This window comes from Pseudomonas brassicacearum subsp. brassicacearum, assembly GCF_008801605.1.
Taxonomy (GTDB): Bacteria; Pseudomonadota; Gammaproteobacteria; order Pseudomonadales; family Pseudomonadaceae; genus Aquipseudomonas; species Aquipseudomonas brassicacearum.
Genome location: NZ_VZPJ01000003.1, coordinates 373,209 through 399,098 on the forward strand (window position 1 = coordinate 373,209; position 25,890 = coordinate 399,098).

General features: G+C 61.1%; 25 protein-coding genes. 10 read left to right on the plus strand and 15 right to left on the minus strand.

Annotated features, from left to right (window positions below; translation table 11 throughout):
• Position 1: 1 nt before the first annotated feature.
• The 4 genes from doeA to ehuR all read right to left on the minus strand — a co-directional run bounded on the left by doeA (position 2) and on the right by ehuR (position 4,759).
• Entirely contained in the window at positions 2–1,192 is a 1,191-nt protein-coding gene (doeA, locus tag F7R20_RS10220) for an ectoine hydrolase DoeA (protein WP_003205377.1), read from the minus strand.
• Between the two features lie 42 nt (positions 1,193–1,234).
• On the minus strand, positions 1,235–2,227 hold the full coding sequence (locus F7R20_RS10225; protein WP_003205378.1) for a cyclodeaminase: 993 nt from the start codon (positions 2,225–2,227) through the stop codon (positions 1,235–1,237).
• A 21-nt stretch (positions 2,228–2,248) separates the two neighbouring features.
• Entirely contained in the window at positions 2,249–3,220 is a 972-nt protein-coding gene (gene eutB, locus F7R20_RS10230; RefSeq protein ID WP_003205379.1) for a hydroxyectoine utilization dehydratase EutB, read from the minus strand.
• Positions 3,221–3,364: 144 nt separating this feature from the next.
• Positions 3,365–4,759 (minus strand): MocR-like ectoine utilization transcription factor EhuR, encoded by a 1,395-nt coding sequence (ehuR, locus tag F7R20_RS10235; protein WP_003205380.1) that lies wholly within the window; start codon positions 4,757–4,759, stop codon positions 3,365–3,367.
• A 290-nt stretch (positions 4,760–5,049) separates the two neighbouring features.
• On the opposite strand from ehuR, the gene ehuB reads away from it, so the two are divergent.
• The 4 genes from ehuB to ehuA all read left to right on the plus strand — a co-directional run bounded on the left by ehuB (position 5,050) and on the right by ehuA (position 8,170).
• Entirely contained in the window at positions 5,050–5,904 is an 855-nt protein-coding gene (gene ehuB, locus F7R20_RS10240) for an ectoine/hydroxyectoine ABC transporter substrate-binding protein EhuB (RefSeq protein WP_003205381.1), read from the plus strand.
• An 84-nt stretch (positions 5,905–5,988) separates the two neighbouring features.
• Positions 5,989–6,648, plus strand: a complete 660-nt coding sequence (ehuC, locus tag F7R20_RS10245) for an ectoine/hydroxyectoine ABC transporter permease subunit EhuC (RefSeq protein ID WP_003205382.1) — start codon at positions 5,989–5,991, stop codon at positions 6,646–6,648.
• Complete coding sequence (gene ehuD, locus F7R20_RS10250) at positions 6,645–7,301, plus strand: ectoine/hydroxyectoine ABC transporter permease subunit EhuD (RefSeq protein ID WP_003205383.1); 657 nt, start codon at positions 6,645–6,647, stop codon at positions 7,299–7,301. The genes ehuC and ehuD overlap by 4 nt, the downstream gene beginning before the upstream one ends.
• A 74-nt stretch (positions 7,302–7,375) precedes the next feature.
• The gene (gene ehuA / locus F7R20_RS10255; protein ID WP_027911433.1) at positions 7,376–8,170 is read left to right on the plus strand and encodes an ectoine/hydroxyectoine ABC transporter ATP-binding protein EhuA; all 795 of its coding nucleotides are present in this window, start codon (positions 7,376–7,378) and stop codon (positions 8,168–8,170) included.
• 224 nt (positions 8,171–8,394) lie between these two features.
• On the opposite strand, the gene F7R20_RS10260 is transcribed toward ehuA, so the two are convergent.
• Both F7R20_RS10260 and F7R20_RS10265 read right to left on the minus strand, forming a co-directional pair.
• Entirely contained in the window at positions 8,395–9,129 is a 735-nt protein-coding gene (locus F7R20_RS10260) for an OmpA family protein (protein WP_003205385.1), read from the minus strand.
• A gap of 152 nt (positions 9,130–9,281) precedes the next feature.
• Complete coding sequence (locus F7R20_RS10265) at positions 9,282–10,457, minus strand: aspartate aminotransferase family protein (protein WP_003205386.1); 1,176 nt, start codon at positions 10,455–10,457, stop codon at positions 9,282–9,284.
• Positions 10,458–10,556: 99 nt separating this feature from the next.
• On the opposite strand from F7R20_RS10265, the gene F7R20_RS10270 reads away from it, so the two are divergent.
• From F7R20_RS10270 to F7R20_RS10285, 4 genes are all read left to right on the plus strand, one after another.
• The gene (locus tag F7R20_RS10270; protein ID WP_003205387.1) at positions 10,557–11,474 is read left to right on the plus strand and encodes a LysR family transcriptional regulator; all 918 of its coding nucleotides are present in this window, start codon (positions 10,557–10,559) and stop codon (positions 11,472–11,474) included.
• Between the two features lie 149 nt (positions 11,475–11,623).
• Positions 11,624–12,637 carry a sensor domain-containing diguanylate cyclase gene (locus tag F7R20_RS10275; protein ID WP_003205388.1) on the plus strand — a complete coding sequence of 338 codons (1,014 nt, stop codon included), beginning with the start codon at positions 11,624–11,626 and terminating at the stop codon, positions 12,635–12,637.
• Positions 12,638–12,728: 91 nt separating this feature from the next.
• Entirely contained in the window at positions 12,729–13,472 is a 744-nt protein-coding gene (locus tag F7R20_RS10280; RefSeq protein WP_003205389.1) for a DUF72 domain-containing protein, read from the plus strand.
• A 121-nt stretch (positions 13,473–13,593) separates the two neighbouring features.
• Positions 13,594–14,298 carry a hypothetical protein gene (locus F7R20_RS10285; RefSeq protein ID WP_003205390.1) on the plus strand — a complete coding sequence of 235 codons (705 nt, stop codon included), beginning with the start codon at positions 13,594–13,596 and terminating at the stop codon, positions 14,296–14,298.
• A gap of 212 nt (positions 14,299–14,510) precedes the next feature.
• Here the strand turns inward: F7R20_RS10285 and F7R20_RS10295 are convergent, their stop codons facing one another.
• From F7R20_RS10295 to hmpA, 9 genes are all read right to left on the minus strand, one after another.
• Positions 14,511–14,825, minus strand: coding sequence for a helix-turn-helix domain-containing protein (locus tag F7R20_RS10295; RefSeq protein WP_003205391.1), 315 nt, complete (start codon positions 14,823–14,825; stop codon positions 14,511–14,513).
• Positions 14,822–15,166 carry a toxin HigB-2 gene (locus F7R20_RS10300; RefSeq protein ID WP_003205392.1) on the minus strand — a complete coding sequence of 115 codons (345 nt, stop codon included), beginning with the start codon at positions 15,164–15,166 and terminating at the stop codon, positions 14,822–14,824. The genes F7R20_RS10295 and F7R20_RS10300 overlap by 4 nt, the downstream gene beginning before the upstream one ends.
• A gap of 139 nt (positions 15,167–15,305) precedes the next feature.
• Positions 15,306–16,193, minus strand: coding sequence for a heme o synthase (gene cyoE / locus F7R20_RS10305; RefSeq protein ID WP_003205393.1), 888 nt, complete (start codon positions 16,191–16,193; stop codon positions 15,306–15,308).
• Between the two features lie 11 nt (positions 16,194–16,204).
• On the minus strand, positions 16,205–16,540 hold the full coding sequence (gene cyoD, locus F7R20_RS10310; protein WP_003205394.1) for a cytochrome o ubiquinol oxidase subunit IV: 336 nt from the start codon (positions 16,538–16,540) through the stop codon (positions 16,205–16,207).
• Complete coding sequence (locus tag F7R20_RS10315; protein ID WP_003205395.1) at positions 16,541–17,167, minus strand: cytochrome o ubiquinol oxidase subunit III; 627 nt, start codon at positions 17,165–17,167, stop codon at positions 16,541–16,543. It abuts the gene before it with no gap.
• A gap of 3 nt (positions 17,168–17,170) precedes the next feature.
• Positions 17,171–19,201, minus strand: coding sequence for a cytochrome o ubiquinol oxidase subunit I (gene cyoB / locus F7R20_RS10320; RefSeq protein WP_003205396.1), 2,031 nt, complete (start codon positions 19,199–19,201; stop codon positions 17,171–17,173).
• A gap of 3 nt (positions 19,202–19,204) precedes the next feature.
• The gene (cyoA, locus tag F7R20_RS10325; RefSeq protein ID WP_003205397.1) at positions 19,205–20,152 is read right to left on the minus strand and encodes a ubiquinol oxidase subunit II; all 948 of its coding nucleotides are present in this window, start codon (positions 20,150–20,152) and stop codon (positions 19,205–19,207) included.
• Between the two features lie 776 nt (positions 20,153–20,928).
• Positions 20,929–21,438, minus strand: a complete 510-nt coding sequence (locus tag F7R20_RS10335; RefSeq protein ID WP_003205398.1) for a disulfide bond formation protein B — start codon at positions 21,436–21,438, stop codon at positions 20,929–20,931.
• A gap of 456 nt (positions 21,439–21,894) precedes the next feature.
• Positions 21,895–23,076, minus strand: coding sequence for an NO-inducible flavohemoprotein (hmpA, locus tag F7R20_RS10345; RefSeq protein ID WP_003205399.1), 1,182 nt, complete (start codon positions 23,074–23,076; stop codon positions 21,895–21,897).
• 152 nt (positions 23,077–23,228) lie between these two features.
• On the opposite strand from hmpA, the gene norR reads away from it, so the two are divergent.
• The gene (gene norR, locus F7R20_RS10350) at positions 23,229–24,785 is read left to right on the plus strand and encodes a nitric oxide reductase transcriptional regulator NorR (RefSeq protein WP_003205400.1); all 1,557 of its coding nucleotides are present in this window, start codon (positions 23,229–23,231) and stop codon (positions 24,783–24,785) included.
• Positions 24,786–24,945: 160 nt separating this feature from the next.
• Entirely contained in the window at positions 24,946–25,848 is a 903-nt protein-coding gene (locus F7R20_RS10355) for a chemotaxis protein CheV (RefSeq protein WP_003205401.1), read from the plus strand.
• Positions 25,849–25,890: the final 42 nt, after the last annotated feature.

The following is a 25,890-nucleotide window of genomic DNA, read 5'->3' on the forward strand; positions in this document are numbered from 1 at the left end:
CTCAATCCTTCACGAACAATTGACGAGGTACGTCGCACAGCGTCTCGACGCCGGTCTCGGTGATCAGGATGCTTTCGGTGATTTCCAGGCCCCAATCGTCCATCCACAGCCCCGGCATGAAGTGGAAGGTCATGCCCGGCTGCAACACGCTGTTGTCGCCGGGGCGCAGGCTCATGGTGCGCTCGCCCCAATCCGGCGGATAACTGATCCCGATGGGGTAGCCGCAACGGCTGTCCTTGTGAATGCCGAATTTCTCCAGCACCTTGAAAAACGCCACGGCGATGTCGCCAGTGGTGTTGCCCGGCTTGGCTGCGTCCAGGCCGGCGGCGATGCCCTCGACCACGGCTTTTTCGCCGTCGAGGAAATGTTGCGGCGGCTTGCCCAGGTAAATGGTGCGCGACAACGGGCAGTGGTAACGCTTGTAGCAACCGGCGATTTCAAAGAAGGTGCCGGCACCCTTCTCGAAAGGTGAATCGTCCCAGGTCAGGTGCGGCGCACTGGCGTCGGCCCCGGTGGGCAACAGCGGCACGATGGCCGGGTAGTCGCCGCCATGGCCGTCGGCACCGAGGATGCCGCTGCTGTAGATCTCGGCCACCAGTTCGTTCTTGCGCATGCCCGGCTCGATGCGTTCCAGGATCCGACTGTGCATGTTCTCGACGATGCGCGCGGCGATGCGCATGTAGGCGATTTCCTGGGGCGACTTGACCGCTCGCTGCCAGTTCACCAGGCCCACCGCGTCAACCAGTTTTGCCTGGGGCAAATGCTTTTGCAGCGACAGGTACGCGGCGGCGCTGAAGTAATAGTTGTCCATCTCCACGCCGATGGTCAGCGCGCCCCAGCCACGGGCGATGATCACCTCGCGGGACAGGTAGTCCATGGGGTGGCGCTCGCGGGACTGCACGTAGATGTCCGGGTAGCCGACGATGTTGTCGGCCTGCATGAACACCGTGCGCTTGGCACCGTTGGCATCCTGGCCACGACCGAACCACACGGGTTCGCCCTCCAGTGCCAGCAGCACGCACTGGTGCACATAGAACGACCAACCGTCATAGCCGGTGAGCCAGGCCATGTTCGACGGGTCGGTGACCAACAGCAGCTCCAGGCCCTGGGCCTGCATGGCGGCGCGAACCTTCGCCAGGCGTTGGGTGTATTCCTCCCGTTTAAACGGAAGATTGACGACGATCTCAGACATCCATCTGCCCTCTGTTCAAATGACGCACGAATAAAAAATGCTTTAGCGACCGAACGCGAATCCCTTGCCCGCCGCCCGCGCCCGCTCGAACGCCAGGTTGGCGATGGCGGTGTCCTGGGCACCGGTGCCGGTGAGGTCGCACAGGGTGACTTGCGCCTCGCGGGTGCGACCGACCCGTTGCCCCGCCAACACCTGGCCCAGTTCCAGCAAGGCCAACTCATCGCGAACGGTGCCGGCCAGCAAGGCGTGGTGCAGCTCGCCAAGCACGCGGGTCTGGCTCAGGCGATCGGCGACATAGCAGTCGACGGCCGCCAGGGCTTGCGGGGAAATTTCGTTCTTGTGTTCGGCGTCCGAGCCCATCGCCGTGATGTGCAGGCCAGGATGCAAATGGCGGGCTTGGATCAACGGCTCGCGACTGGGTGTGCAGGTGATGGCGATGTCCACGCCTTCCAGGGCATCGTCAATGGAGGCGCATGGCGAGACGGCAAGCCCGGTGTCACGCGCCAGCTCCTGACTGAACGCCTTGGCCTTTTGCGCATCGCGCGCCCAGACCCGCACATCGTCGATGGGCCGCACCAGGCGCAACGCCTGAAGCTGCAACGCCGCCTGCTCACCGGCTCCGATCAGCGCGACGCTGCGGCTCTCCTCGCGAGACAGGCAACGCGCCGCCACCGCACCCGCCGCAGCGGTGCGCACAGCGGTGAGGTACCCGTTGTCCAGCAGCAGGGCCTCCAGCAGGCCGGTGCGTGCCGAGAGCAGCATCATCATGCCGTTGAGGCTGGGCAGGCCGAGCGTGGGGTTATCGAAGAAGCCCGGGCTGACCTTGATGGCGAAGCGATCCAGGCCCGGCAGGTAAGCGGTCTTCACATCCACTTCACCGTTGTGCTCGGGAATGTCCAAGCGCAGGATCGGCGGCATCGCCACGGCGGTGGTGGCCAGCAGCACGAAAGCCTGTTCGATGGCGTCGATGCTGGCCAGATCGAGGGCCACGCAACTGCGCAGGTCGGCTTCGCTCAATAGGGTGACTTCACTCATGACAGGCTCCGTTAGGGGTTATCAGGCGTTGGCGCCAGCGATCACGCGGGCATGGTGTTCGGTGTCGACGTTGCGCCCGCTGACCACCAGGACAATGGGGCCGCGCGGCTCGATCAGGCCGTCGAGCAGCGCCGCGATGCCCACCACGGCAGCGCCTTCGAGCACCAGGCGTTCGTGGTGATAGGCGTGGCGGATGGCATTGGCGATAGAGGCTTCCGAGAGCAGATGTACGTCATCGCTCAGTTGCCGGGTCATGGCGAAGGTGTAGCGGTTGTCCAGGCCGATGCCGCCACCAAGGGAGTCGGCCAGCGTCGGCAGTTCCTCGATGTCCACGGGCTGCCCGGCGGCGAGGCTGGCGTGCATCGCGGCACCTCGGGCCATGCTGATGCCGTGGACTTGAATCGCTGGGTTGGCACTTTTGAGGGCCAGGGCAACTCCGGCGAACAGGCCGCCACCGGACAACGGCACCAGGACCTGGGCCACCTCCGGTTGCTGCTCGAGGATCTCCAGGCCGAGGGTGCCCTGCCCGGCGATGATCGCCGGGTGATCGAAGGGCGGCAAAAAGGTCGCGCCCTGCTCCCGGGCGATGCGCTCGGCCTCGCGCTGGGCATCGTCCTGGGACTGGCCGACGATGCACACCTCGGCGCCCAGGTCGCGGATCGCCTGCACCTTGTTGGCCGGCACCAGGTTCGACAGGCAGACCATCGCCTTGACGCCCTGCTGTGACGCGGCATGGGCCAGCGCTCGACCATGATTACCCGTCGACGCGGTGACCACGCCTCGGGCCTTTTGCTCGGAACTAAGTTGCGCGACGGCATTGCTCGCCCCGCGCAGCTTGAAGCTGCCGGTGATTTGCAGCGCCTCAAGCTTGAGGTACACCTCAACACCCATCAACCGCGACAAACTCGGGGAATGCTCCATGGGCGTACGCCTGACCTGCGACTCGATGCGCTGGCGAGCGAGATAAATGTCCTGAAGCTGCAACCCTGTCATGACTGCGTCCCGAGCGGATGTGTTGGGCGCAGTCTAAGAGGGCTGGATTGTGGTGATGAATGTACTAGGGCAATTTAGATCGATTACTTGAACCCCCATCCCAAGCCCCTCACAAATCCCCTGTGGGAACTGCAGTGTGGGGCATCAGAAATCATGAATCTGCGGGTACTGGTTGAAGATCTGCCGCATGCCGATCAGCGCATGGCGCATTTCTTCGTCACTGCATTCGGCACCGACGCAGACCCGCACCGCGCGGGGCCTGGGGGTGCCGCGGACGGTGAACGGATCGGGCGAGGTCACGGCGATGTGCTTGTGCCGCAGCGCCCGCACCAGGCTGTCCACTTCCCAATGGGACGGGATACCGACCCAGGCACTCAAGGCATGCGGGTGCTGGCCCAGCAGATGTTCGCCCATGTACTCGGTGACCATCGCCTGGCGCCCGGCCAGCAGTTGACGTTGCAATTGCACCAGCGACTCGGCGCGTCCATCGCGAATCCAGCGGGTGGCGATCTCCGAGACCATGGGCGTGGCCATCCAACTGTTGACCCGCAGGATGCTCTCGGTGCGCAGGGCCAGGCGCTTGGGCACCACCAGATAACCGGTGCGCAGGCCCGTGAGCACCGACTTGGTCATGCTCGTGCAGTAGAACGACAGCTCCGGCAGGTAATGGCTGATGGGCGGCGCCCGGCGCTCGTCCAGCAGCGGGCCGTACACATCGTCTTCAATAATGTGCACACCGAAGCGCCGGGCAATCTCGGCGATTTCCCGGCGGCGGGCGTCGGGCATCAGGCTGGTGGTGGGGTTGTTCAGGTTCGGCGTGCACACCAGCGCCGTGATGCGCTCGTTGCTGCACATGTCTTCGAAATGTTCGGGGTCGATGCCATAGCGGTCCATCTCCAGGCCCTTGAGGGTGAAGCCCAGCACCTGGGAATTGCCGATCACGCCGTGGTCGGTCAAGCCTTCGCAGAGCACCACGTCATCAGGGCCCGCCAGCGAAGCGAGAGCCAGGAAAATCCCGTGGGCCGCGCCGTTGGTGATCAGCACATCGTTACGGTCGACTTTCAGCCCTTGCCGGCCGATCCACTGCGCCGCCGCTTCGCGATGGGATTCAAAACCGGCGATGGGGCGAAACGCATGAATCCACGGCTGATCCTCTTCAGTGCTCAGCGCCGCGCAGGTATCACGCCAGGCCTGGTCATGCTCGCGGGTGTGGAGGATGCGGGTGATGGAAAAATCCACCAGCGCTCGCTCGGGACTGTCGAGAATGTACGTCGCCACCCGGTCGCTCATGCGCCGCGAGACGAAACTGCCACGCCCGACCTCACAGCGCACCAGTCCCTGGCGCTCCAACTCCTTATAGGCGTTGGTGACGGTCTGCACGCTGATACCCATGGCGTCAGCTACCTGCCGTTGCGGCGGCAGGCGCTGGTCATTGGCCAGGGTGCCCTGTTCGATATCGTCGGCAATGGCCTGCACCAGAATCTTGTATTTGGATTCACCGCTGCGGGCGAGGTCCAAGGCTGACTTCCACTTATCCATGACAGCTGCAACCGGCGTGTGTAGGGGTGCGCACAGCATTGCGCGACCATCGCGGCAAAGCAATTGTCCTAGTGCAATACAATCGATGCCGGGGCTTTTGTATGCTCGGTCCAAGGTCGTCACCCAGGCGGGCTCATCGCCCTGACAAAAAGCCGGATCGACCTGTACCGGCGCTGTTCCCGATTCCAGGCCACGCCCGGATCCGCCGCTGTACGCTTTGCTCTTGTAACACTGCCTCCTACCACAGAGCCGTCAAACGACGGATCCACAAGAAACAGGAGATTTTATTGATGAGCAATTTTCTTCCCAGCACCGGTGCGCCCTTGCGTCGGCTCTTGTTGACCTGTGCCGTACTGGGCCTGGCCGGCAGCGTTCAAGCGGCCACCCTGGATACGATCAAAAGCAACAGCAGCATCCGGATCGGCTACGCCAACGAAACCCCGTTTGCCTTCACCGAAACCGACGGCAACGTTACCGGTGAGTCGCCGGAGATCGCCAAGATCATCTTCGCCAAGATGGGCATCAAGCAGGTCAATGGCGTGCTCACCGAATGGGGCTCATTGATTCCAGGCCTGCGGGCCGGCCGTTTCGATGTCATCGCCGCCGGCATGTACATCACCCCGGCGCGCTGCAAGCAAGTGTTGTTCACCGATCCGCAGTACCAGTTGCCCGATGCCTTGCTCGTGGCCAAGGGCAATCCGAAAAAACTCCACAGCTATGAAGACATCGCCAAGCAACCGGATGTGAAACTGGCAATCATGGCCGGCACGGTGAACCTGGCTTATGCCCGCGACTCCGGGGTCAAGGACGACCAGATCCTCCAGGTGCCCGACACCACCGCACAATTACAAGCCGTGCGCGCCGGACGCGCGGACGCTGCCGTCGGCACCCAACTGACCATGAAAGGCCTGGCCAGCAAGGGTGGCGACAAGGTGGAAGCGATGACCGAATTCAAGGACGACCCGTCCCACATCGGCTACGGCGCCCTGGCCTTCCGCCCCGAAGACAAAGACTTGCGCGATGCGGTCAATGCCGAGCTGAAAAAGTGGCTGGGCTCCGAAGAGCATCTCAAGACGGTCGCGCCATTCGGGTTCGACAAATCCAACGTGACCAGCAAGACCGCGGCCGAGCTCTGCGCTCAGTAGTCGCCAAAAACTGGCGTGCCGAAACGGGCATGACGCACGGTGCGTGATGCCTGTTCCCTGCTTCACCGGACATTGGGTTGAACCATGGGCGAATTACTTCCGTTATTGATACAGGGGGCCTGGGTCACGCTCCAGGTGACCTTCTTCGGCTCGCTGCTGGCCATCGTCGCGGCGGTGCTGGCAGCCCTCGGGCGACTCTCGCCGTGGCGAGCGTTGCGCTGGTTTTCCATCACCTACATCGAAGTGTTCCGTGGCACCTCGCTGCTGGTGCAATTGTTCTGGCTGTTCTTCGTGCTGCCGCTGCCCCCCTTCAACGTTGAGCTGAGCCCTTACGCCGTGGCGATTGTCGGCCTGGGCCTGCACATCGGCGCCTACGGTGCGGAAGTGATGCGCGGCGCCATCAGTTCGGTCGCCAAGGGCCAATACGAAGCCTGCACGGCGTTGAACTTCAGCGGTTTTACGCGCTTCAAGCGGATCATCCTGCCGCAGGCGTTGCTGGCGGCGATTCCACCGGGCACCAACCTGTTGATCGAGCTGCTGAAGAACACCTCGCTGGTGTCGCTGATCACCTTGTCGGACCTGAGTTTCCGGGCGCGGCAGTTGGATCAGGCGACCTTCCAGACCCTGGAGATCTTCAGCCTGGCCCTGGTGATGTATTTCATCCTCGCCCAGGCCATCAACTTCGGCATGCGCCACATCGAACGACGACTGAGCCGGGGCCGGATGCGTGGAGGTCTGTCATGACGCTATTCGACTGGTCCTATGCCGCACAAATCCTGCCGGACCTGCTGCGCGCCTCCCTCAACACCGTGGGCATTACCCTGATCGGTTTCCTGATCGCGATTGTCCTGGGATTGTTCCTGGCGATTGGCCGGCGCAGTCGCAAATTCTGGCTATCGTGGCCGGCCACCGCGGTGATCGAGTTCATCCGCAGCACACCGCTGCTGATCCAGGTGTATTTCCTCTACTACGTGCTGCCCAACTACGGCTTGAGCCTGACGGCCATGCAGGTTGGCATCCTCGGCATCGGCTTGCACTACGCCTGCTACATCGCCGAGGTCTATCGCAGTGGTCTGGATGCGGTGCCGCGGGCGCAGTGGGAAGCGGTGACGGCACTGAACATCGCGCCGTACGACGCCTACCGCAACATCATCCTGCCCCAGGCGCTGCGTCCGATCGTGCCGCCGCTGGGCAATTACCTGGTGGCAATGCTCAAAGACACGCCGGTGCTGTCGGCGATCACCGTGGTGGAAATCATGCAGCAGGCCAAGAACATCGGTTCCGAGAATTTCCGCTACCTGGAACCGATCACCATGGTCGGCCTGTTCTTCCTCGCCCTGAGCCTTGCCCTGGCTTATCTGGTACGGCGCCTTGAAACGCGCATGGAGCTACGCTAATGACTTTACCTCTGTCCACGCCCACCGACTTGTCCCGGCGCAGCACGCTGGCGTCGCAGCAGGAGGCCCCGGCCATGCAAGATCCAACAACGTCCCGGCCGATCGTGAGTTTCCAGGACGTGACCAAAAGCTATGGCAGCTTCACCGTGCTCGACCATCTGAACCTGGATGTCGCCCCCGGTGAAAAGGTCGCGATCATCGGCCCCAGCGGCTCGGGCAAGTCCACGCTGCTGCGGGTGTTGATGACCCTGGAAGGTATCGACCAAGGCCAGATCCGCGTCGAGGATGACTCCCTGACCCACATGCCCAACCGCAACGGCGTGCTGGTGCCGGCCAACGACCGACACATCCGCCGGGTGCGCGGCAAGATCGGCATGGTGTTCCAGAGTTTCAACCTGTTTCCCCACATGACCGCGCTGCAGAACGTGATCGAGGCGCCGGTGCAGGTGCTGGGCATGAACCCGAAAGAAGCCCGGGAGCGCGCCGCCGACTTGTTGGAGCTGGTAGGGCTGGGCAATAAGCTCGACCATTACCCGTCGCAGTTGTCCGGCGGCCAGCAACAGCGGGTGGCGATCGCCCGGGCGCTGGCGATGCGGCCCAAGGTGATGCTGTTTGACGAAGTGACCTCGGCGCTCGACCCGGAGCTGTGCGGCGAAGTGCTGAATGTGATCCGCAAACTGGGGGCCGAACACAACCTGACGATGCTGATGGTGACCCACCAGATGGGCTTCGCCCGGGAGTTCGCCGACCGGGTGTGTTTCTTCTACAAAGGGCAGATCCACGAACAGGGCACCCCGGCGCAGATCTTCGAGAACCCGCAGCAGGAGCGTACGTGTGCGTTCTTGAGTGCGGTAAAAGAGGCGAATTGATCCCCTTGTGAACACCTTTGGGCGAGGAGACTTGTGGGAGCAAGGCTTGCCCGCGATGAAAGCGATGCGGTCTTTCAGAAAATCGAGGCGCCTGTTTCGCGAGCAAGCTTTGCTCCCACAAATCCCCTCGCCACAAGTGGCGGCATCAGGCGGATAGAAACTGACAACCATAAAAAAACGGGGGCCCTGTTTCCAGAGCCCCCGTTTCATTTGCCGCCCAGCCGTTATGGGTATTGCTGGTAAGTCTGGCCCTGCTGTGCCGGTGCCTGGTACTGCTGGCCGGGAATGGCCTTGAGGTTGACCTCGACACGACGGTTTTGCGCACGGCCATTGACGTCGGCGTTGCTGGCCACCGGGTTGTCCGGGCCGGCGCCACGGGCCGACAGGTTGGCACCGCTCACGCCCTGGGACGTCAGGTAGGTCGCCACGCTCTGCGCACGACGCTGGGACAGGTCCATGTTGTGCTGGCGGCTGCCGGTGCTGTCGGTGTAGCCGACGATTTCAATCTGGTTCTGGTTGAACTCCTTGAGGGAGTTGGCCAGGTTGTTCAGCGGCTGGTAGAAGCTGGACGCGATGTTCGCCGAGTCGGTGGCGAAGGTGATGTTGCCCGGCATGATCAGCTTGATCTGGTCGCCCTGGCGCTGCACTTCAACGCCGGTATTGGCCATGCTCGCACGCAGCTTCTTTTCCTGCTGGTCGGCGTAGTAGCCGTAACCGGCCGCGGAAGCCCCCACCACCGCTGCACCGATCAACGCCCCCTTGCCCCGGTTATCGTGACCGATGGCCGCACCGGCCAACGCCCCCGCCAGTGCACCGAGGCCGCCATACTTGGCGGTTTTGCTCATGCCCGAAGATTCGGTAGAGGCCTGGCCCTGGTTGTCGTAGGGGTTAGGCGACGCACAGCCGGACAACAGGGCCACAGCAGTTGCGACAACGATCAAGCGACGCGAGGTGAACATGAAGATGCTCCTGGGTTTTCAGTCTGAATGCCAAAGTGTAGGCAATCGACTCTGGCAGGCGTTGGAACGCGGCAATCGTTAAAAATTCCGTCGCGCTGCGTTGCGCTTCGCCCGGCTGACCGATAAGAAACCGGCGTCCGGGCGAACGCCCCTCACCCCTGCGCCAGACAGCGGCTTACACCCCGGACAATCATCTCCACTTCCCGCCCATCGATCGTCAACGGCGGCAGCAGGCGGATGGTCTGGCCCCGAGTGATATTGATCAGCAGGCCGTGGTCCCGGGCGGCGCGCAGGGCCAGGTCGCGAACCGGCTGCTTGAGTTCGATGCCGATCATCAACCCCTGGCCGCGAATCGCCAGGACATTCGGGTTGTCCGCCAACTCGGTGCGCAGCCGGCTCAGCAACTGTTCGCCCTGATGCCTGGCGTTGTCCACCAGCGCTTGTTGCTCAATGATCTCCAGCACCGTGCAGCCGACCCGACAGGCCAGTGGATTACCGCCAAAGGTGCTGCCATGGCTGCCAGGGGTAAACAGTTCAGCCGCCTTGCCCCTTGCCAGGCAGGCCCCAATGGGCACGCCGTTGCCCAAGCCTTTGGCGAGGGTCATGACGTCCGGCACGATGCCCTCGTGCTGGAACGCGAACCATTGGCCAGTGCGACCGATGCCGGTCTGGATCTCGTCGAGCATCAACAACCAGGCGCGCCGGGTGCACAGTTCCCGCAGGGCCTTGAGATAACCCGGCGGGGCGAGTTGCACACCACTTTCGCCCTGGATCGGTTCCACCAGTACTGCGACGATGCGCTCGGCATGAGCCTGCTGGATCGCTTCCAACGCCGCCAGATCGCCGAACGGCACCTTGATGAAATCCCCCGGCAAGCGGTTGTAGCCCAGCCGCACGGACGGACCGTCACTGGCGGACATCGTGCCCAATGTGCGCCCGTGGAACGCATTATCCATGACCACCACCAATGGCTGCTCAATGCCTTTATGCCAACCATGGAGGCGCGCCAGTTTCAGTGCGGTTTCGTTGGCCTCGGCGCCTGAGTTGTTGAAAAACGCCCGCTCCAGCCCCGACAGCTGAGTGAGCTTTTGCGCCAGGCGCTGTTGCCAATCGATGCTGTACAGGTTCGACGTGTGCAACAGCAGGCCGGCTTGCTCGCTGATGGCGGCCACCAACCGCGGGTGGGAGTGGCCGACATTGGTCACTGCCACGCCCGCCACCGCATCAAGGTATTCGCGGCCGTCCTGGTCCCACAGGCGCGTACCCAAACCATGGGTGAAACTCAGCGCCAGGGGTTGGTAAGTGGTCATCAGGCAGGCAGCGGTCATGGCATCAAGCTCCATTTGGTTGGTTTTTTCCAGTATGGTTAGCCACCAAGGCTGGATAAACTCCGCTTTACTTCAATCATTTAAAAGCTGAGCTTGATAATGGACTTGTTCCAGGCGATGACCGTTTACGTGAAGGTGGTAGAAACCGGAAGCCTGACGGCGGCGGCCCAGGTATGCGAAATGTCCACCACCATGGTGGGCAATCATCTTCGTGCACTGGAGCAACGTCTCGGCGTGCGCCTGATCAACCGTACGACGCGGCGCCAGCGCCTGACCGAGTTCGGCTCGGCCTACTACCAACGCTGCCTGGAAGTGCTCGGGCTGGTGGCCGATTCCGAGCGCCTGGCCGAGCAGACCCAGGGCGAGCCCACCGGCACCTTGCGCATCACCGCGCCACTGACCTTCGGCTCCGAGCGCCTCGCACCGGCGCTGGCCGAATTCAGCCAGCGCTTCGCTCAAGTCAAGCTCGACGTGGTGCTGACCAATCAGCGGTTGGACCTGCTCGAACATGGATTCGACGTCGCCATCCGCCTCGGCCATCCCGACCCGAAACTGATTGCCCGGCCATTGATGGACTACACCCTGACCATCTGCGCCTCCCCTGCCTACCTGGCTCGGCGCGGCACACCGGAAAAACCCACGGACCTGCAGCAGCACGACTGCCTGTCGTTCGCCTATTCGGCAGCAGACGAATGGCGCTTCGCCCAGGATCACTGGCCGATCAACGGGCCGGAGGGCGAGATCAAGGTCCCGGTGAACGGGCCGATGCTGATCAACAGTTCCTCGGGCCTGCATCGCGCCGCCCTGGCCGGGATGGGCGTGGTCATGCTGCCCGATGCGCTGGTGGCACAGGACCTGAAGGATGGACACCTGGTGACGTTGTTGCAGGGCTACCAATTGCCCCATCGCCCAATGAGCCTCATGTACGCGCAGGATCGCTACCGTTTGCCGAAGCTGCGCAGTTTTGTCGAGTTCGCGCTGGAGAAATGGGGCAAACCCCCAACACCAGCCGAATGATGTTGTGGCGAGGGGATTTATCCCCTCGCCACAAAAGCGTGCCCTGGCTTGGCTGTACGTCGCTACCCCGCTAGTGACCCCGCCCCCCATCAGCTACTCTTCCTCCTTGGACGAGCATTTTGATATCAAGGCTGATTGAGGGAACGACGATGGGAGATGCCTCGAACATCGATATGCTGCGGTTCGACCTGTCCGATCTGGACGAAGGCGTACTGCACACCATCCTGGAACTGGTCAGCGATGGCATCTGGGACTGGAATGCCAACACCGGCTTCGTCTACCGCAACCCCGGCTGGTACACGATGCTTGGCTACCAGCCTCATTCACTGGACAACACCGTGCTGACCTGGGAGAGCGTGATCCACCCGGATGACTATCCACGGGTCATGGCGTTGTTCGACGACTACCTGGAACACCGATCCCACGTCTACCAGGCCGAATACCGCTGCCGCACCCACGACGGTTCCTACATCTGGATCGAGGATCGCGGCTACGTGATCGCCCGTAACCCGGACGGCACGGTGGCGCGCATGATCGGCGCCCATCGCAGTATCGATGACAAGAAACGCCTGTTCGAACAACTGGAACGGCGCAACAAATCCCTGGAAGCCGTCATCGAAGAACGCACCCGCGAACTGTCCCGGGTCAACCATCAGTTGCAGATCCAGCTCGACGAAAACCGCAAGCTTGCCGAAACCGACGCCCTGACCCGGGTCGCCAACCGTTATCGCCTGGACCAGGCGCTGCCGCTGGCCTGTGAGCGCGCGCAGCGTTTTCGCGAGCCGTTATCGCTGATCGCCATGGACGTGGATGATTTCAAGGACATCAACGATCGCTACGGCCACGCCTTTGGCGACGCAGCGTTGATACAAGTGGTGCAGAGCGTCAAGCGCTGCGAGCGCGGCGGCGACTTGCTGGTTCGCTGGGGCGGTGACGAATTCATCATGATCTTGCCCAACACCACCCTGGCCGACGCCCGCCTGCTGGCTGAGAGCATTCGCCGGGGTCTGTCCGACCTGCTGCCGGTGGGCGACTTCCAGATCACCATGAGTTTTGGCGTGGTGCAGCGACTCGAGGATGAACAGCACGCCGTGTTGCTGCACCGGGCGGACCAGGCGCTGTATCGCTCCAAGATGTCGGGCAAGAATGTGATTTGTGAATGAACCGAGCCCAGGCCCGAAGGCAAAAAAGAATGCAGACATGAGGCGCTGCCAACGGTCATAGGCTGTATCCCTAGCAATCAGGCTTTCACCCTTGCCGACTCGACCGCCCTCCCTCTCACGCCTTTACCTGGGCTGCGCCGGCTGGTCGCTGCCCCGGGAGCACTGGCCGGCCTTTGCTGTCGACGGGACTCATTTGCAACGCTATAGCAGCCGATTCCCGGCCGTGGAAATCAACAGCTCGTTCTACCGCCCTCACCGTCCCGCCACGTATGCAAAGTGGGCAGCCAGCGTGGCCCGGGATTTTCGTTTCTCGGTCAAAGTGCCCAAACAGATTACCCATGAACGGCGACTGATCGACTGCGGAGGGCTTGTGGATGAATTCCTCGGGCAATGCTCGCAACTGGGAGAACAGCTTGGTTGCCTGTTGATTCAGTTGCCACCGTCGCTGGCCTTCGATGCCGCAGTGGCCGGGGGGTTCTTCAAGGCCTTGCGGGACCGTTATCAGGGTTACGCAGTGCTTGAGCCGCGACACCCGAGCTGGCTCATGCCCGAGGTCGCAGCGATGCTGCAAGACGAATGCATCGGCCGTGTCGCCGCCGATCCGTCCCCCTTGCCCGGCGGCGATCAACCCGCAGGCTGGCCCGGCATTCGCTACTACCGCTTGCACGGCTCACCACGAATTTACTACTCAGCTTACGAAGACGCCCGGCTGGAGCACCTCGCCCGAACGTTGAAAGCCGACCCCGACACGCCGACATGGTGCATCTTCGACAACACCGCCAGTGGCGCCGCGACGCCGGATGCGTTGCGGCTGATGGATTTGCTGCGCGACTGAAATAGACACCGGTGACCGGTCCGACCGTGACAACACCGCCCGCGTCCAATAGATTAGGCGACCGGAAAAAAGCTCAATGCCTTTCTCGCCTCATCCCGCTAACAGAAGTAGTGAAATTTCAATGTCCGATTCCAACACCGCTGAATCCTTAGTCACCCTGTCGTCCAAAGCGGAATACGAAAACTCCATCAATCTTTCACAGCATCTGCCCCAGGCCAAAACCATCAGCGAAATGGTCCTCGATGCGTTCCAGTCGAATCGCGAAAGCGACCAGATCCGCGAACTGCGCAACGCCATCCGCCAGGCTCACGATGCGTTCGACGACGACAAGGCCTATGAACTCATGGGCCAGCTCAAACAACTCAAGGACGCCGAAGCCGCCGATTTCGCAGCCCTGGAAGACCTGAGCAGCCGCTTCCCGATCAGCCGTATCCTCTCCAGCTACAAGGACGACCCGTCGTTCCAGGAACTGGTCTACGGCCTGGCCCTGAAAGTACTGAACCAGACCCACCAGGCCATCAGCAACCCGAGCGGCAGCAAGGGCAAGGCCTCGCGGGCCAAGAAGGAAGCCGAAGTGTTTGTTATCAGCAAGGATGGCATCAGCGTCACCCTGCCCCTGCGCACACCACGCTCCAAGCCGAACGTCGACCGCGAGGCCTTCGAGTTCCTGGGCTTCAATTTCGTAGGCGAAGGCGACGAAGCCGAGCTGGAAAGCGAAACCTTCCTGGACAATGACGGCACCGAACAACAGGCCACCCGCAAAAGCATCGTCACCGCCCTGCAACAGCAGAAAGCGTTCGATGGCTACAGCATCGCCCAGCAATAAGCCCATGTGGGAGCGAGCTTGCTCGCGATCGATAGTCCCCACGCTCCGCGTGGGAATGACTCCTCGGACGCTCCGCGTTCGGCTCTTGGGGGACGCAGAGCGTCCCAGGCTGCATTCCCACGCGGAGCGTAGGAGCGATCCTCCAGGCAGTGGCCATGAAAAAGCCCCGCGCTTCTCTCGAAGGCGGGGCTGTTTTCATGGATATGAGCTGATCAAACAGCGCCAAGCCGTTCGACCATATCTGGAAACTTCTCGACCAGCTTGATCAACAAAGCCGCCTGGGCGTTAGGCTTGGACTTCTCCTGCTCCCAGTTCCTGAGCGTACCTGGACTGGTCCTGATGCTCTTGGCGAAAACGGCTTGAGACATGTGGAGCTTGTCGCGCAACGCCACGATTTCTTGGGCAGACACCTCGGGAACCGGTTTGTCTTCGATCGATATCTGGCGAAGGGTAATCTTGCCCTCCCGGTGGGCGGCCATCTCCTCGACGCCTTGCATCATCTCGGCAAACAGATCGCGCTTTTTCATAAGGTACCTCGTACTTTCAACTCAGCTTCTATGGCGCGTTTGAGCGTCTTCTCTTGCTCGGAGGTCAGGTTTTCCAACTCGTCCTTGTCATAAATCGCGAACATCCAGAACTGACGATCGTTCATGAGCCAATAGTAAATAACGCGCAACCCGCCTCGCTTCCCTTTACCACGACGCTCATCGAACCAGCGCAGCTTACGAAAGCCGCCGGTACGTGGTATGACGTCACCAACCTCTGGATGCTGCAGCATATAGGACTGAAGCAGGCGATACTCATCATCAGTCAGGTAATGGCCAACCGTGTCGGTGAATGTAGTCGTTTCAAAAAATAGGGTACGCATGGCAGAAACTATAGGCAAATTGCGCATAGTTCAACAAACCATAATCTATTGCGACGAATGACAGCCAATCCACACCTCACCTCAACAAAAAGCCCCGCGCTTCTCTCGAAGGCGGGGCTTTTTTTGTGGCGTCTGAAGCTTAAGGCGCGTAGGTCAGCAGCAGCTCACTCGGCACCTTGAAGTCCAGGGACATCATGACGCTCAGGGCGGTGATGGTGAAGATCGAGAACACGAACAGCTTGCGTGCCCAGACCGTGTCATCCACCGCCTTGTAGCCGGTCCAGGCCATGTACAGCCAGTACATGCCCATGGCGGCGGCGACGGCGAGGTAGCTCATGCCGGCGTAGCCACTGAAGGTCAGCATCAAGGTCGCCACGAGGAAGGCCAGGATGTACAGCAGGATGTGCTTCTTGGCCACCCGGATACCGCGCTTGACCGGTAGCACCGGAATCGAGGCCGCCAGGTAGTCGTTGAAGCGGAAGATCGCGATGGCGTAGGAATGCGGCATCTGCCAGAGGCTGAACATCACCAGCAGCGTCAGCGCAGCCATGTCGAAGCTGTTGCTGACCGCCACATAGCCGATCACCGGCGGCATCGCCCCCGACAGGCTGCCCACCAGCGTGCCGTGGACCGACTTGCGCTTGAGGTACAGGCTGTAGAGGCCGACGTAGATGACAAAACCGATCACCGCGAACAACGCAGCCAACGGGTTGGCCACCGAGTACAACAGCGCCACGCCGGCCACGCCCAGCACCGTGGCGAACGCCAGGGCCAGTTGCACCGGAATCAGGCCCTGGACCAGCGCCCGATTCTTGGTGCGTTCCATCTTGATATCGATGTCACGGTCGATGCAGTTGTTGAACACACAACCGGACGCCACCACCAGGGAAGTGCCGATCATCGCCGCCAGGAAGATGGCCAGATCGACATGCCCTTTCGAGGCCAGGAAAAACCCGCCTGCCACAGAAAGCACGTTACCGAAAATGATCCCCGGCTTGGTGATTTGGATAAAGTGCTTCAGGGACATCCGGACTTTCCTCAGTGCGCCATCATGTTGGTGTGGATGCTGAACATGATCCACAACGACAGGCCAACCAGCAGGACAATCACGATCGCGGCAAAGACAAACGCGACCACGTTGTTACGTTGGGCGGCGGAGCGGTCCAGGTGCAGGAAGTACACCAGGTGCACCAGTACCTGGACCACGGCGAAGATCAGTACGATCCACAGGGTCAGGCTCTTGGGCAGCGATGGGTACATCACCAGGCCGAACGGAATGACGGTCAGGATCACCGACAGAATGAAACCGATGGCGTAGGACTTGACGCTGCCGTGGCCGGCGTCGTGGCCATCATGGGAATGTGCGTTAGCCATTTACAGGGTCCCCATCAGATAAACAACGGTGAATACGCAGATCCACACCACGTCCAGGAAGTGCCAGAACAGGCTCAGGCAGCTCAGGCGCGTCTTGTTGGTGGCGGTCAGGCCGTTTTTCTGGACCTGGTACATCATGATCGCCATCCAGATCAGGCCGCTGGTCACGTGCAGACCGTGGGTGCCGACCAGGGTGAAAAACCCGGACAGGAAGCCGCTGCGGTTAGGGCCGTAGCCCTCGGAGATCAACATGTGGAACTCGTTGATCTCCATGCCGATGAAGCCGGCACCGAACAGGAAGGTCATGGCCAGCCAGCCCAGTACCTGGGTTTTCTTGCCCTTGAACAACGCCAGCATGGCGAAGCCGTAGGTGATCGAGCTGAACAGCAGCAGCGCGGTTTCGCCCAGTACGTACGGCAGTTCGAAGATGTCGTGGCCCGATGGGCCACCGGCGACGTTGTTAACCAGCACCGCGTACGCTGCGAAGATCGACGCAAACAGAATGCAGTCGGTCATCAGGTAGAGCCAGAAACCGAATACGGTCATCTCGCCCGAGTCGTGGTGATGGTCATCGTGCCCATGGTCATGACCATGGGCGTGTCCAACAGTGGTCACTAAGTTCGACATGGTTTAAGCCTGTTCCAACGAGGTTTCAACACGGGTGGCGGTGGCAGGGACTTTCCCGGCCGCTACCAGACGTTTGTGCTGCTCGGCTTCGATGCGCTCGATGACATCCACCGGCACCATGTAGCCCTGATCGTCACGGGCAGCATGGATAGCGAAATACACCACGGTGCCGACCAGGCTGGCGATGGCCAGCCACCAGATGTGCCAGATCATCGCGAAACCGAACACGGTCAGCAGCGCGCCCATGACCACACCGGTAGCGGTGTTGTTGGGCATGTGGATCGGCTCGTACTTGGCCGGGACCGGGTACGCGGTGCCGTTTTCCTTGGCTTCGGTGAACGGGTCGATGACGTCTGCTTTTGGCAGCACGGCGAAGTTGTAGAACGGCGGTGGCGAAGAGGTCGACCATTCCAGGGTATGGGCATTCCACGGGTCACCGTGGTCGCACATGTTCTCTGGCTTGTTGCGATCGCGCACGCTGACATACAACTGGATCAGCTGGCAGGCGATACCAACAGCGATCATCACCGCACCGAACATGGCGACGTACAGGTACGGCACCCACTCAGGGTTGGTGGTGGTGTTCAGGCGACGGGTCATGCCCATGAAGCCCAGTACATAGAGCGGCATGAACGCGACGAAGAAGCCGGTGATCCAGAACCAGAACGCTGCCTTGCCCCAGCCTTCGTGCAGCTTGAAGCCGAACGCTTTCGGGAAGTAGAAGGCGAAGCCGGCGATGTAGCCAAACACGGCGCCACCGATGATCACGTTGTGGAAGTGCGCGATCACGAACAGGCTGTTGTGCAGCACGAAGTCAGCACCCGGGATGGCCAGCAATACGCCGGTCATGCCGCCGATGGCGAAGGTCACCATGAAGCCCAGGGTCCACATCACGTGGCTGGTGAAACGCAGGCGGCCCTGATAGATGGTGAACAGCCAGTTGAATAGCTTCACCCCCGTCGGGATCGAAATCAGCATCGTCGCCAGGCCGAAGAAGGCGTTGACGCTGGCGCCCGAACCCATGGTGAAGAAGTGGTGCAGCCAGACCATGAAGCCCAGTACCGAGATCGCGCCGCTGGCGTAGATCATCGAGTGGTGGCCGAACAGTTTCTTGCCGGAGAAGGTCGAGATGACTTCGGAGAAAATCCCGAACGCCGGGAGGATCAGGATGTACACCTCAGGGTGACCCCAGGCCCAGAACAGGTTGACGTACATCATCGGATTGCCACCAAGTTCATTGGTGAAAATGTGGAAATCCATGTAGCGGTCAAGCGTCAGCAGAGCCAGGGTAGCGGTCAGGATCGGGAAGGAAGCGACGATCAGGACGTTGGCCCAGGTGCAGGTCCAGGTGAAGATCGGCATGTCCATCAGCTTCATGCCCGGGGTACGCATTTTGACCACGGTGGCCAGGAAGTTGACCCCCGTCAGCGTTGTACCCAACCCGGATAGCTGTAGCGCCCAGATGTAGTAATCCATCCCCACGCCCGGACTGTATTGCAGGCCCGACAGCGGTGGATAGGCAACCCAACCGGTCTTGGCGAATTCGCCAACGCCCAGGGACAGGTTGATCAGCACTACGCCGGAAACCAGCAACCAGAAGCTCAGGGAGTTCAGGAACGGGAAGGCGACGTCACGGGCGCCGATCTGCAGCGGCACTGCAAGGTTCATCAGGCCGGTGAAGAATGGCATCGCCATGAAGATGATCATGATCACACCGTGGGCGGTGAAGATCTGGTCATAGTGTTCAGGCGGCAGGTAGCCAGGCGAACCCTCGGTGGCCATGGCCAGCTGGGTACGCATCATGATGGCGTCGGCAAAACCACGCAGCAGCATGACCATGGCGACGACGATGTACATCACGCCGATTTTCTTGTGGTCGACCGATGTCAGCCACTCGGTCCACAGGTAGGTCCACTTCTTGAAGTAAGTGATCCCCGCGAACAGCGCCAGACCGCCGAGTGCGATGATGGCGAGGGTCACCATGACAATCGGCTCGTGGAACGGGATCGCTTCCCAACTTAATTTACCAAACATCGTTTACTCCTCTGCCCCGGCAGCTGAATGCGAACTCATGTCCATCCCTTCCATGTTGTGGGCCACTTCCTTCTCGTTCTTCTCGTGGTGCATCGGCTTGCCCGGATTCATCCCTTCATACTTGTCGATGATGGTCTGGAACAGGTTCGGCGTAACCGACGAGTAGAGTTCGACTGGATTGTTCTGGCTCGGCTTGGAAAGGGCTTCGTATTCAGCTTTTTCAAGCTGTTTAGGTGCCTTCTTCACATCGTTGACCCAAGCGTCGAAATCTTCCTGGGTCGTGGCGATTGCTTTGAACTTCATACCGGTAAAGCCCGCGCCGCTGTAGTTGGCGGAGATACCGTCGAGTTCGGCGTTCTGGTTGGCGATCAGGTGCAGCTTGGTCTGCATGCCCGCCATCGCATAGATCTGGCCGCCCAGGCCCGGGATGAAGAACGAGTTCATCACGGTGTCGGAAGTGACCTTGAAATTGATCGGCGTGTGGGCCGGGAACACGATCTTGTTGACCGTGGCAATGCCTTGTTCCGGATAGATGAACAACCACTTCCAGTCCATGGAGACCACTTCAATGGTGATCGGCTTGACGTCGGAATCCAGCGGACGATACGGGTCCAGGGCGTGGGTCGACTTGTAGGTGACGTAACCCAGGGCAATGATGATCAGAACCGGAATGGTCCACACCGCCACTTCGATCTTGGTCGAATGCGACCACTTCGGCGTGTAGGTGGCATTGGTATTGGTTGCGCGGTACTTCCAGGCGAACAGGAAGGTCATGACGATGACCGGCACAACGACCAGCAACATCAGCAGCGTAGCGGTGATGATCAGGTTTCGTTCATCCAGGCCGACCTGGCCCTTGGGATCGAGCAAGGTCATGTTGCAGCCTCCCAGCAGCAACGTGCCGAGCAGCGGCAACAAGCCTAGTAATCGGGGGTACCTGTTTTTACTCATCTCACGACCTCTAAAGCAGCTTGCGCAATGCAGTTGGGTTTTGATCGCCAACACTTCACCCTGCCAAGGGTTGGCATTTTCTTGGATTGAATAAGGGCTGCCCGTCGAACGTCAGCGGCTGTTCGACACATCCTGGGCCAGCAGTGAGTTCTTATTCGTTGGTCAAAGGCCTAGTTCAAGCCCAATTCCATTTGGTGCGGGTAGTTTGGAGGCACCGACACCTGGGGTCGCATGGGGCGCTGGCGCCCTTCGACCACTCTCGTGCTCAAGCTTGAGCCGGGTCGGAAAATCGGTGCGGGCGATTGTAGTGAGCTGAGGCGCTGTAGACCATGTCTCATCTCGAAATAATTTTTATCCGATCCGGCAACAATCTTTCGCAGATATTGCAACAAGCCAGTATGTTATCGAAATTAATTCTCAACAAGAACCCCAAAAAACGTAGGGCTACTATGCCCGATTTAGACAGCTCGACAGGATCACGAAGAGCTTTTTTGCCCGGCAAGCGCCCAGTTTTCGGGGGCTCTGGCGCCCGACGCTTCGCTGTTAAAAATGCCTGCTGCAGGTGATGCGCGTTTTGCGAAACCGGACGGCTTTTTGTTACAGGAAGGTGCGCTTAATTGCCCTCGAAAAGGCTGAGCGGCTCAAGATATGTGACAACATGTCGCACATTGTCGCAGGCTATTCTTGCCTCGGATCAAGGACGGTCCGGCTCAAGAGTGAAACGCAAAACGCCCCGGCTCTCCAGAAGAGAAACCGGGGCGTTTCATGAAGACGCTTCAGCGAATCTGTTTACGGTTACGTGACACCAGCAACGGCACCAGCACTACCGTCAACACGAAGGCCACCAGTGCCCATTGCGCCAGGGACAGACCCAGGATCGGTGGGTAGGGGGTGGAGCAAAAGCCATCGACCTGGAACCCCAGCGGAAAGATCTTCGCCAGCGGCAGGTCATCGACAATCGGTTGCAACACGTCGATGCCGCAACTGACCGCCGGGAAGAACTGGGTGTACACGTGATGCCCTGCCACCCCGGCACCGGCCAGGGCGCTGAGCACCACCAGGCCTTCGAAGATCGTCAGGCTGCGGCGGGTGCGCATGGCGGCACCGATGAAGGCGAAGATCGCGATCAGCAACAGCGCATAGCGTTGCAAGATACACAGCGGGCACGGCGCCTCGCCGAGGGCCACCTGCATGTACAGCGCACCGCCGATCAGCGCCAGGCAGATCAGCCCCAGCAGCACCAGATAGCGCCGCTCACGGCCTAACCGCATCATTTCCTCACTCATTGCGTTTCCCTTTGTCTGCATTGATCGACGCGCGGCACGGCGACGCTCGGGCGCGCGGTCGGATGCCCGAAGTCTACACGCAGACCATGACAGTGAACGAGCAGCGGGCGTCGACATTGAAGGGGAATAGACCTTGAGAAGGTTAAGTACGGATTAATTCTGGTCAGTTGGACCCAGGATGGACCTGCCGCCGCCATCACGAGCAGGCTCGCTCCCACAAGGGATTTGTGGCGGACGCGGATTTTGTCACCCGCACAGATCCAGGGTGGGAGCGAGCTTGCTCGCGATAGCGGTGGGTCAGCTTGCATTGATGTTGAATGTACTGACGCAATCGCGAGCAAGCCCGCTCCCACAGTTTTTTTGTGGTGTTCACAGGAATCGTGTCCACCGCAGATCCCTTGTGGGAGCGAGCCTGCTCGCGATGAAGGCAACCCGGTCTCCCGGTTTAGCGCGGCCTTATTCCAGTGCCGCCGCCGGGCCGAAGAATTCGTAACGGCTCTGCTGCTCCGGCACGCCCAAGGCCTTGAGGTGGCGCTTGACGGCGCCCATGAAGCCCTTCGGCCCGAGGAAATAGGCGTCCACGTCACGTTGCTGCGGCAGCCATTGCGCCAGTTGTTCCTGGCTCAACAGCCCCACCTTGTCGGCCGCTGGGCTCAAGCCGTCGTCTTCGTCGTAGCAGTAGAAGCGCTTGAGCTGCGGATGCCGCTTGGCCAGCTCGTCGATCCAGTCGCGGAAGGCATGGGCACGGCCGTTGCGCGCGCAATGAATGAAATGCACCGGCCGCTCGGTTTGCAGCGCCGCCTGCAACATGGCCAGGGTCGGGGTGATGCCGACACCGCCACTGATCAGCACCAGCGGTTTGTCGCTGGCAGTCAGGTAGAAATCCCCGGACGGTGGGAACAACTGGATGCGGCTGCCGACGTCGAAATGATGATGCAGGTGGTTGGACACCCGCCCGCCCGGCTCGCGCTTGACGCTGATACGGTATTGACCGTTGTCCGCCAGGGCTGACAGTGAATAGTTGCGGCGTACTTCCTCGCCATCGAGCATGAGCTTCATGCCGATGTACTGGCCTGGCTCGGCCAGCAGGATCGGGCCCTTGTCCGCCGGTTCAAAGTAAAACGAAGTGATCTCCGAGCTTTCCTGCACCTTGGCCGTCAGGATGAACTCACGCTCGCCACGCCAGCCGCCCGGCGCCTCGGCCTTCTTGTCGTACATGCCGGCTTCGGCGCCGATCAGGATATCGGCCAACTGATTGTAGGCTGCGCCCCACGCCGCAATCACTTCGGGCGTGGCGATCTCTGCGCCCAGCACTTCGGCGATTGCTCGCAGCAGGCACGAACCGACAATCGGGTAATGTTCCGGCAGGATCTGCAGGGCAACGTGCTTGTTGACGATCTTCGCCACCAGGTCGCCCAATTGATCGAGCTGGTCAATGTGCCGCGCATACATCAACACACCGTTGGCCAAGGCCCGCGGTTGATCGCCACTGGCCTGGTGAGCCTGGTTGAACAATGGGCGCACCTGCGGGTATTCGGACAGCATCATGCGATAGAAGTGAGTGATCAGCGCCTCACCACCACTTTCAAGCAACGGAACGGTGGAGCGAATGATGGCGCGTTCTTCTCGACTGAGCATAGGGTGACTCCTGGCGTATGACCGATAACAGTTAGGTAAGTCTTATCAGTTTCCATGCCATAAATTTTTTCATTAAATATCAGTTACTTAAAAACAATGTAGTCATACCGACACGGTCCACCTTATAGTCGTTAAGACTACATGGAGTCATTATGACCGCAACCGCCCTGCTGACCTCCCTGCTGCCACTGGTGGCCGATCTGTCCCGCGAACTGCCTGAAGGCGAACGTTATCGTCGCCTGCTCGGCACCTTGCGAACCCTGCTGCCCTGCGATGCGGCGGCGTTGTTGCGCCTGGACGGCGACTGCCTGGTGCCGCTCGCCGTGGATGGCCTGAGCACCGATACACTGGGCCGGCGATTCCGGGTCAGCGAACACCCGCGCTTCGAAGCGCTGCTGGCCAGCCCACAGCCCACCCGCTTCGCCGCCGACAGCGGCCTGCCCGATCCGTACGACGGACTGGTCGAGGGGCTCGCCGAACATCTGGAGGTTCATGACTGCATGGGCTGCCCGCTGTTCGTCGACGAACGGCCCTGGGGCCTGCTGACCCTGGATTCGCTGGATCCTGAGCGCTTCGAGCCCATCGACCTGAGTGCCCTGCAAGCCTTCGCCAGCCTCGCCGCCGCCACGGTCAGCGCCGCCGAGCGCATCGAGCGCCTGGCCCTGAAGGCCGAGGACGAGCACCGCCGCGCCGAGGTCTATCGCCAGGCCAGCGGCCAGCAACCTCGCGACATGGTCGGCCAGAGCAAGGCCCACAAGCGCCTGGTGGAAGAGATCGCGCTGGTGGGCAGCAGCGACCTGACGGTATTGATCACCGGCGAAACCGGCGTGGGCAAGGAACTGGTCGCCCAGGCCATCCATGCCGCGTCGAAACGTGCCGAGCAGCCACTCATCAGCCTCAATTGCGCCGCCCTGCCCGATACGCTGGTGGAAAGCGAACTCTTCGGCCATGTACGAGGCGCCTTCACCGGGGCCACGAACGACCGGCGCGGCAAGTTCGAACTGGCCGACGGCGGCACCTTGTTCCTCGACGAAGTGGGCGAGTTGTCCCTGACCGTCCAGGCCAAGTTGTTGCGGGTACTGCAAAGCGGCCAACTGCAACGCCTGGGCTCGGACAAGGAACACCGGGTCGATGTGCGCCTGATCGCGGCCACCAATCGCGACCTGGCCGAAGAAGTGCGCAACGGCCGGTATCGGGCCGACTTCTACCATCGCTTGAGCGTGTATCCGCTGCAGGTGCCGGCGCTGCGCGATCGCGGGCGGGACGTGCTGCTGCTCAGCGGTTTTTTCCTGGAGCACAACCGTTCACGCATGGGCCTGGGCAGCCTGCGCCTGACCAGCGACGCCCAGGCCGCACTGCTGGCCTACGACTGGCCGGGCAATGTGCGCGAACTGGAACACCTGATTGGCCGCAGCGCCTTGAAGGCCTTGGGCCGGTGCGCGACGCGCCCGAAAATCCTCAGTCTCAGCGCCCAGGACCTGGATTTGCCCCAGGCGCCTGTGGACAACCCCATACCTTCGTCCATCAGCCCGGCACCGACCGCGCAGGGCGTAACCGGAGACTTGCGCGAAGCGGTGGACGAGTTCCAGCGCACGCTGATCTCTGCCTGCCTGGAGCGTCACCAGCACAACTGGGCCAGCGCCGCCCGGGAGCTGGGGCTGGACCGGGCGAACCTGGGGCGGATGGCCCGGCGGTTGGGGCTGAAATAGAGACCTGTGGATTGGCACACTCAAAGGAAATTTGAGCAAGTGAATTGGGTTGCCGACGGCTTTCGCCCTAAAGCCTGTCCCCAACGAGTCGATAACCCAATATCAAAAGCTGTTTTGGCGATCCTCGAGTTCGCCCCACCTTTTTCCACAGAAGGTTTTTATGTCTTCCAACAAAGCCCGCGCAGATTCACTTTCGCTTCTGCTGTTTACCTTGCGCAGCGGCAAGCTGATGGCAATCAACCTGCTCAAGGTCAGTGAAATCATTCCCTGCCCACCATTGACCAAGCTGCCGGAGTCGCATCCGCACGTCAAAGGCATCGCCACCCTGCGCGGGACATCGTTGTCGGTGATCGACCTGAGCCGCGCCATTGGCGAGCGACCGCTGGAAGACCCGGATGGCGGCTGCCTGATCGTCACTGACGTCAGCCGTTCCAAACAGGGTTTGCATGTGCAGGCGGTGAGCAAGATCGTGCATTGCCTGACCACCGACATCAAACCGCCGCCCTACGGCTCCGGCGGCGTGCGTTCTTACATCACCGGCGTGACCTCGGTGGACGGCACGCTGGTGCAGGTGCTGGATATCGAAAAGGTCATCCACGGCATCGCCCCGGCACAGATCGAAACCGCGCCGACCGAACTGAGCATGGAAGACGCCGAAGTGCTGGGCAACGCACGGATCCTTGTGGTCGATGACAGCCAGGTCGCGCTGCAGCAATCGGTGCACACCCTGCGCAACCTGGGCCTGCAATGCCACACCGCGCGCAGCGCCAAGGAAGCCATCGAGTGCCTGCTGGACCTGCAAGGCACGGCCGAACAGATCAACCTGATCGTCTCCGACATCGAGATGTCGGAGATGGACGGCTATGCCCTCACCCGGACGCTGCGCGAAACCCCAGACTTCGCCCACCTCTACGTGCTGCTGCACACCTCGCTGGACAGCGCCATGAACAGCGAAAAAGCCCGGCTGTCGGGTGCCAACGGCGTGCTCACCAAGTTCTCCTCACCGGAACTGACCAAGTGCCTGATCACAGCGGCCAAGGCCGTTGCCGAGCAGGGTCACTGAATCATATCGGTTGCTCGCTTCTGCGTTCCGGCGCGGGAGCGA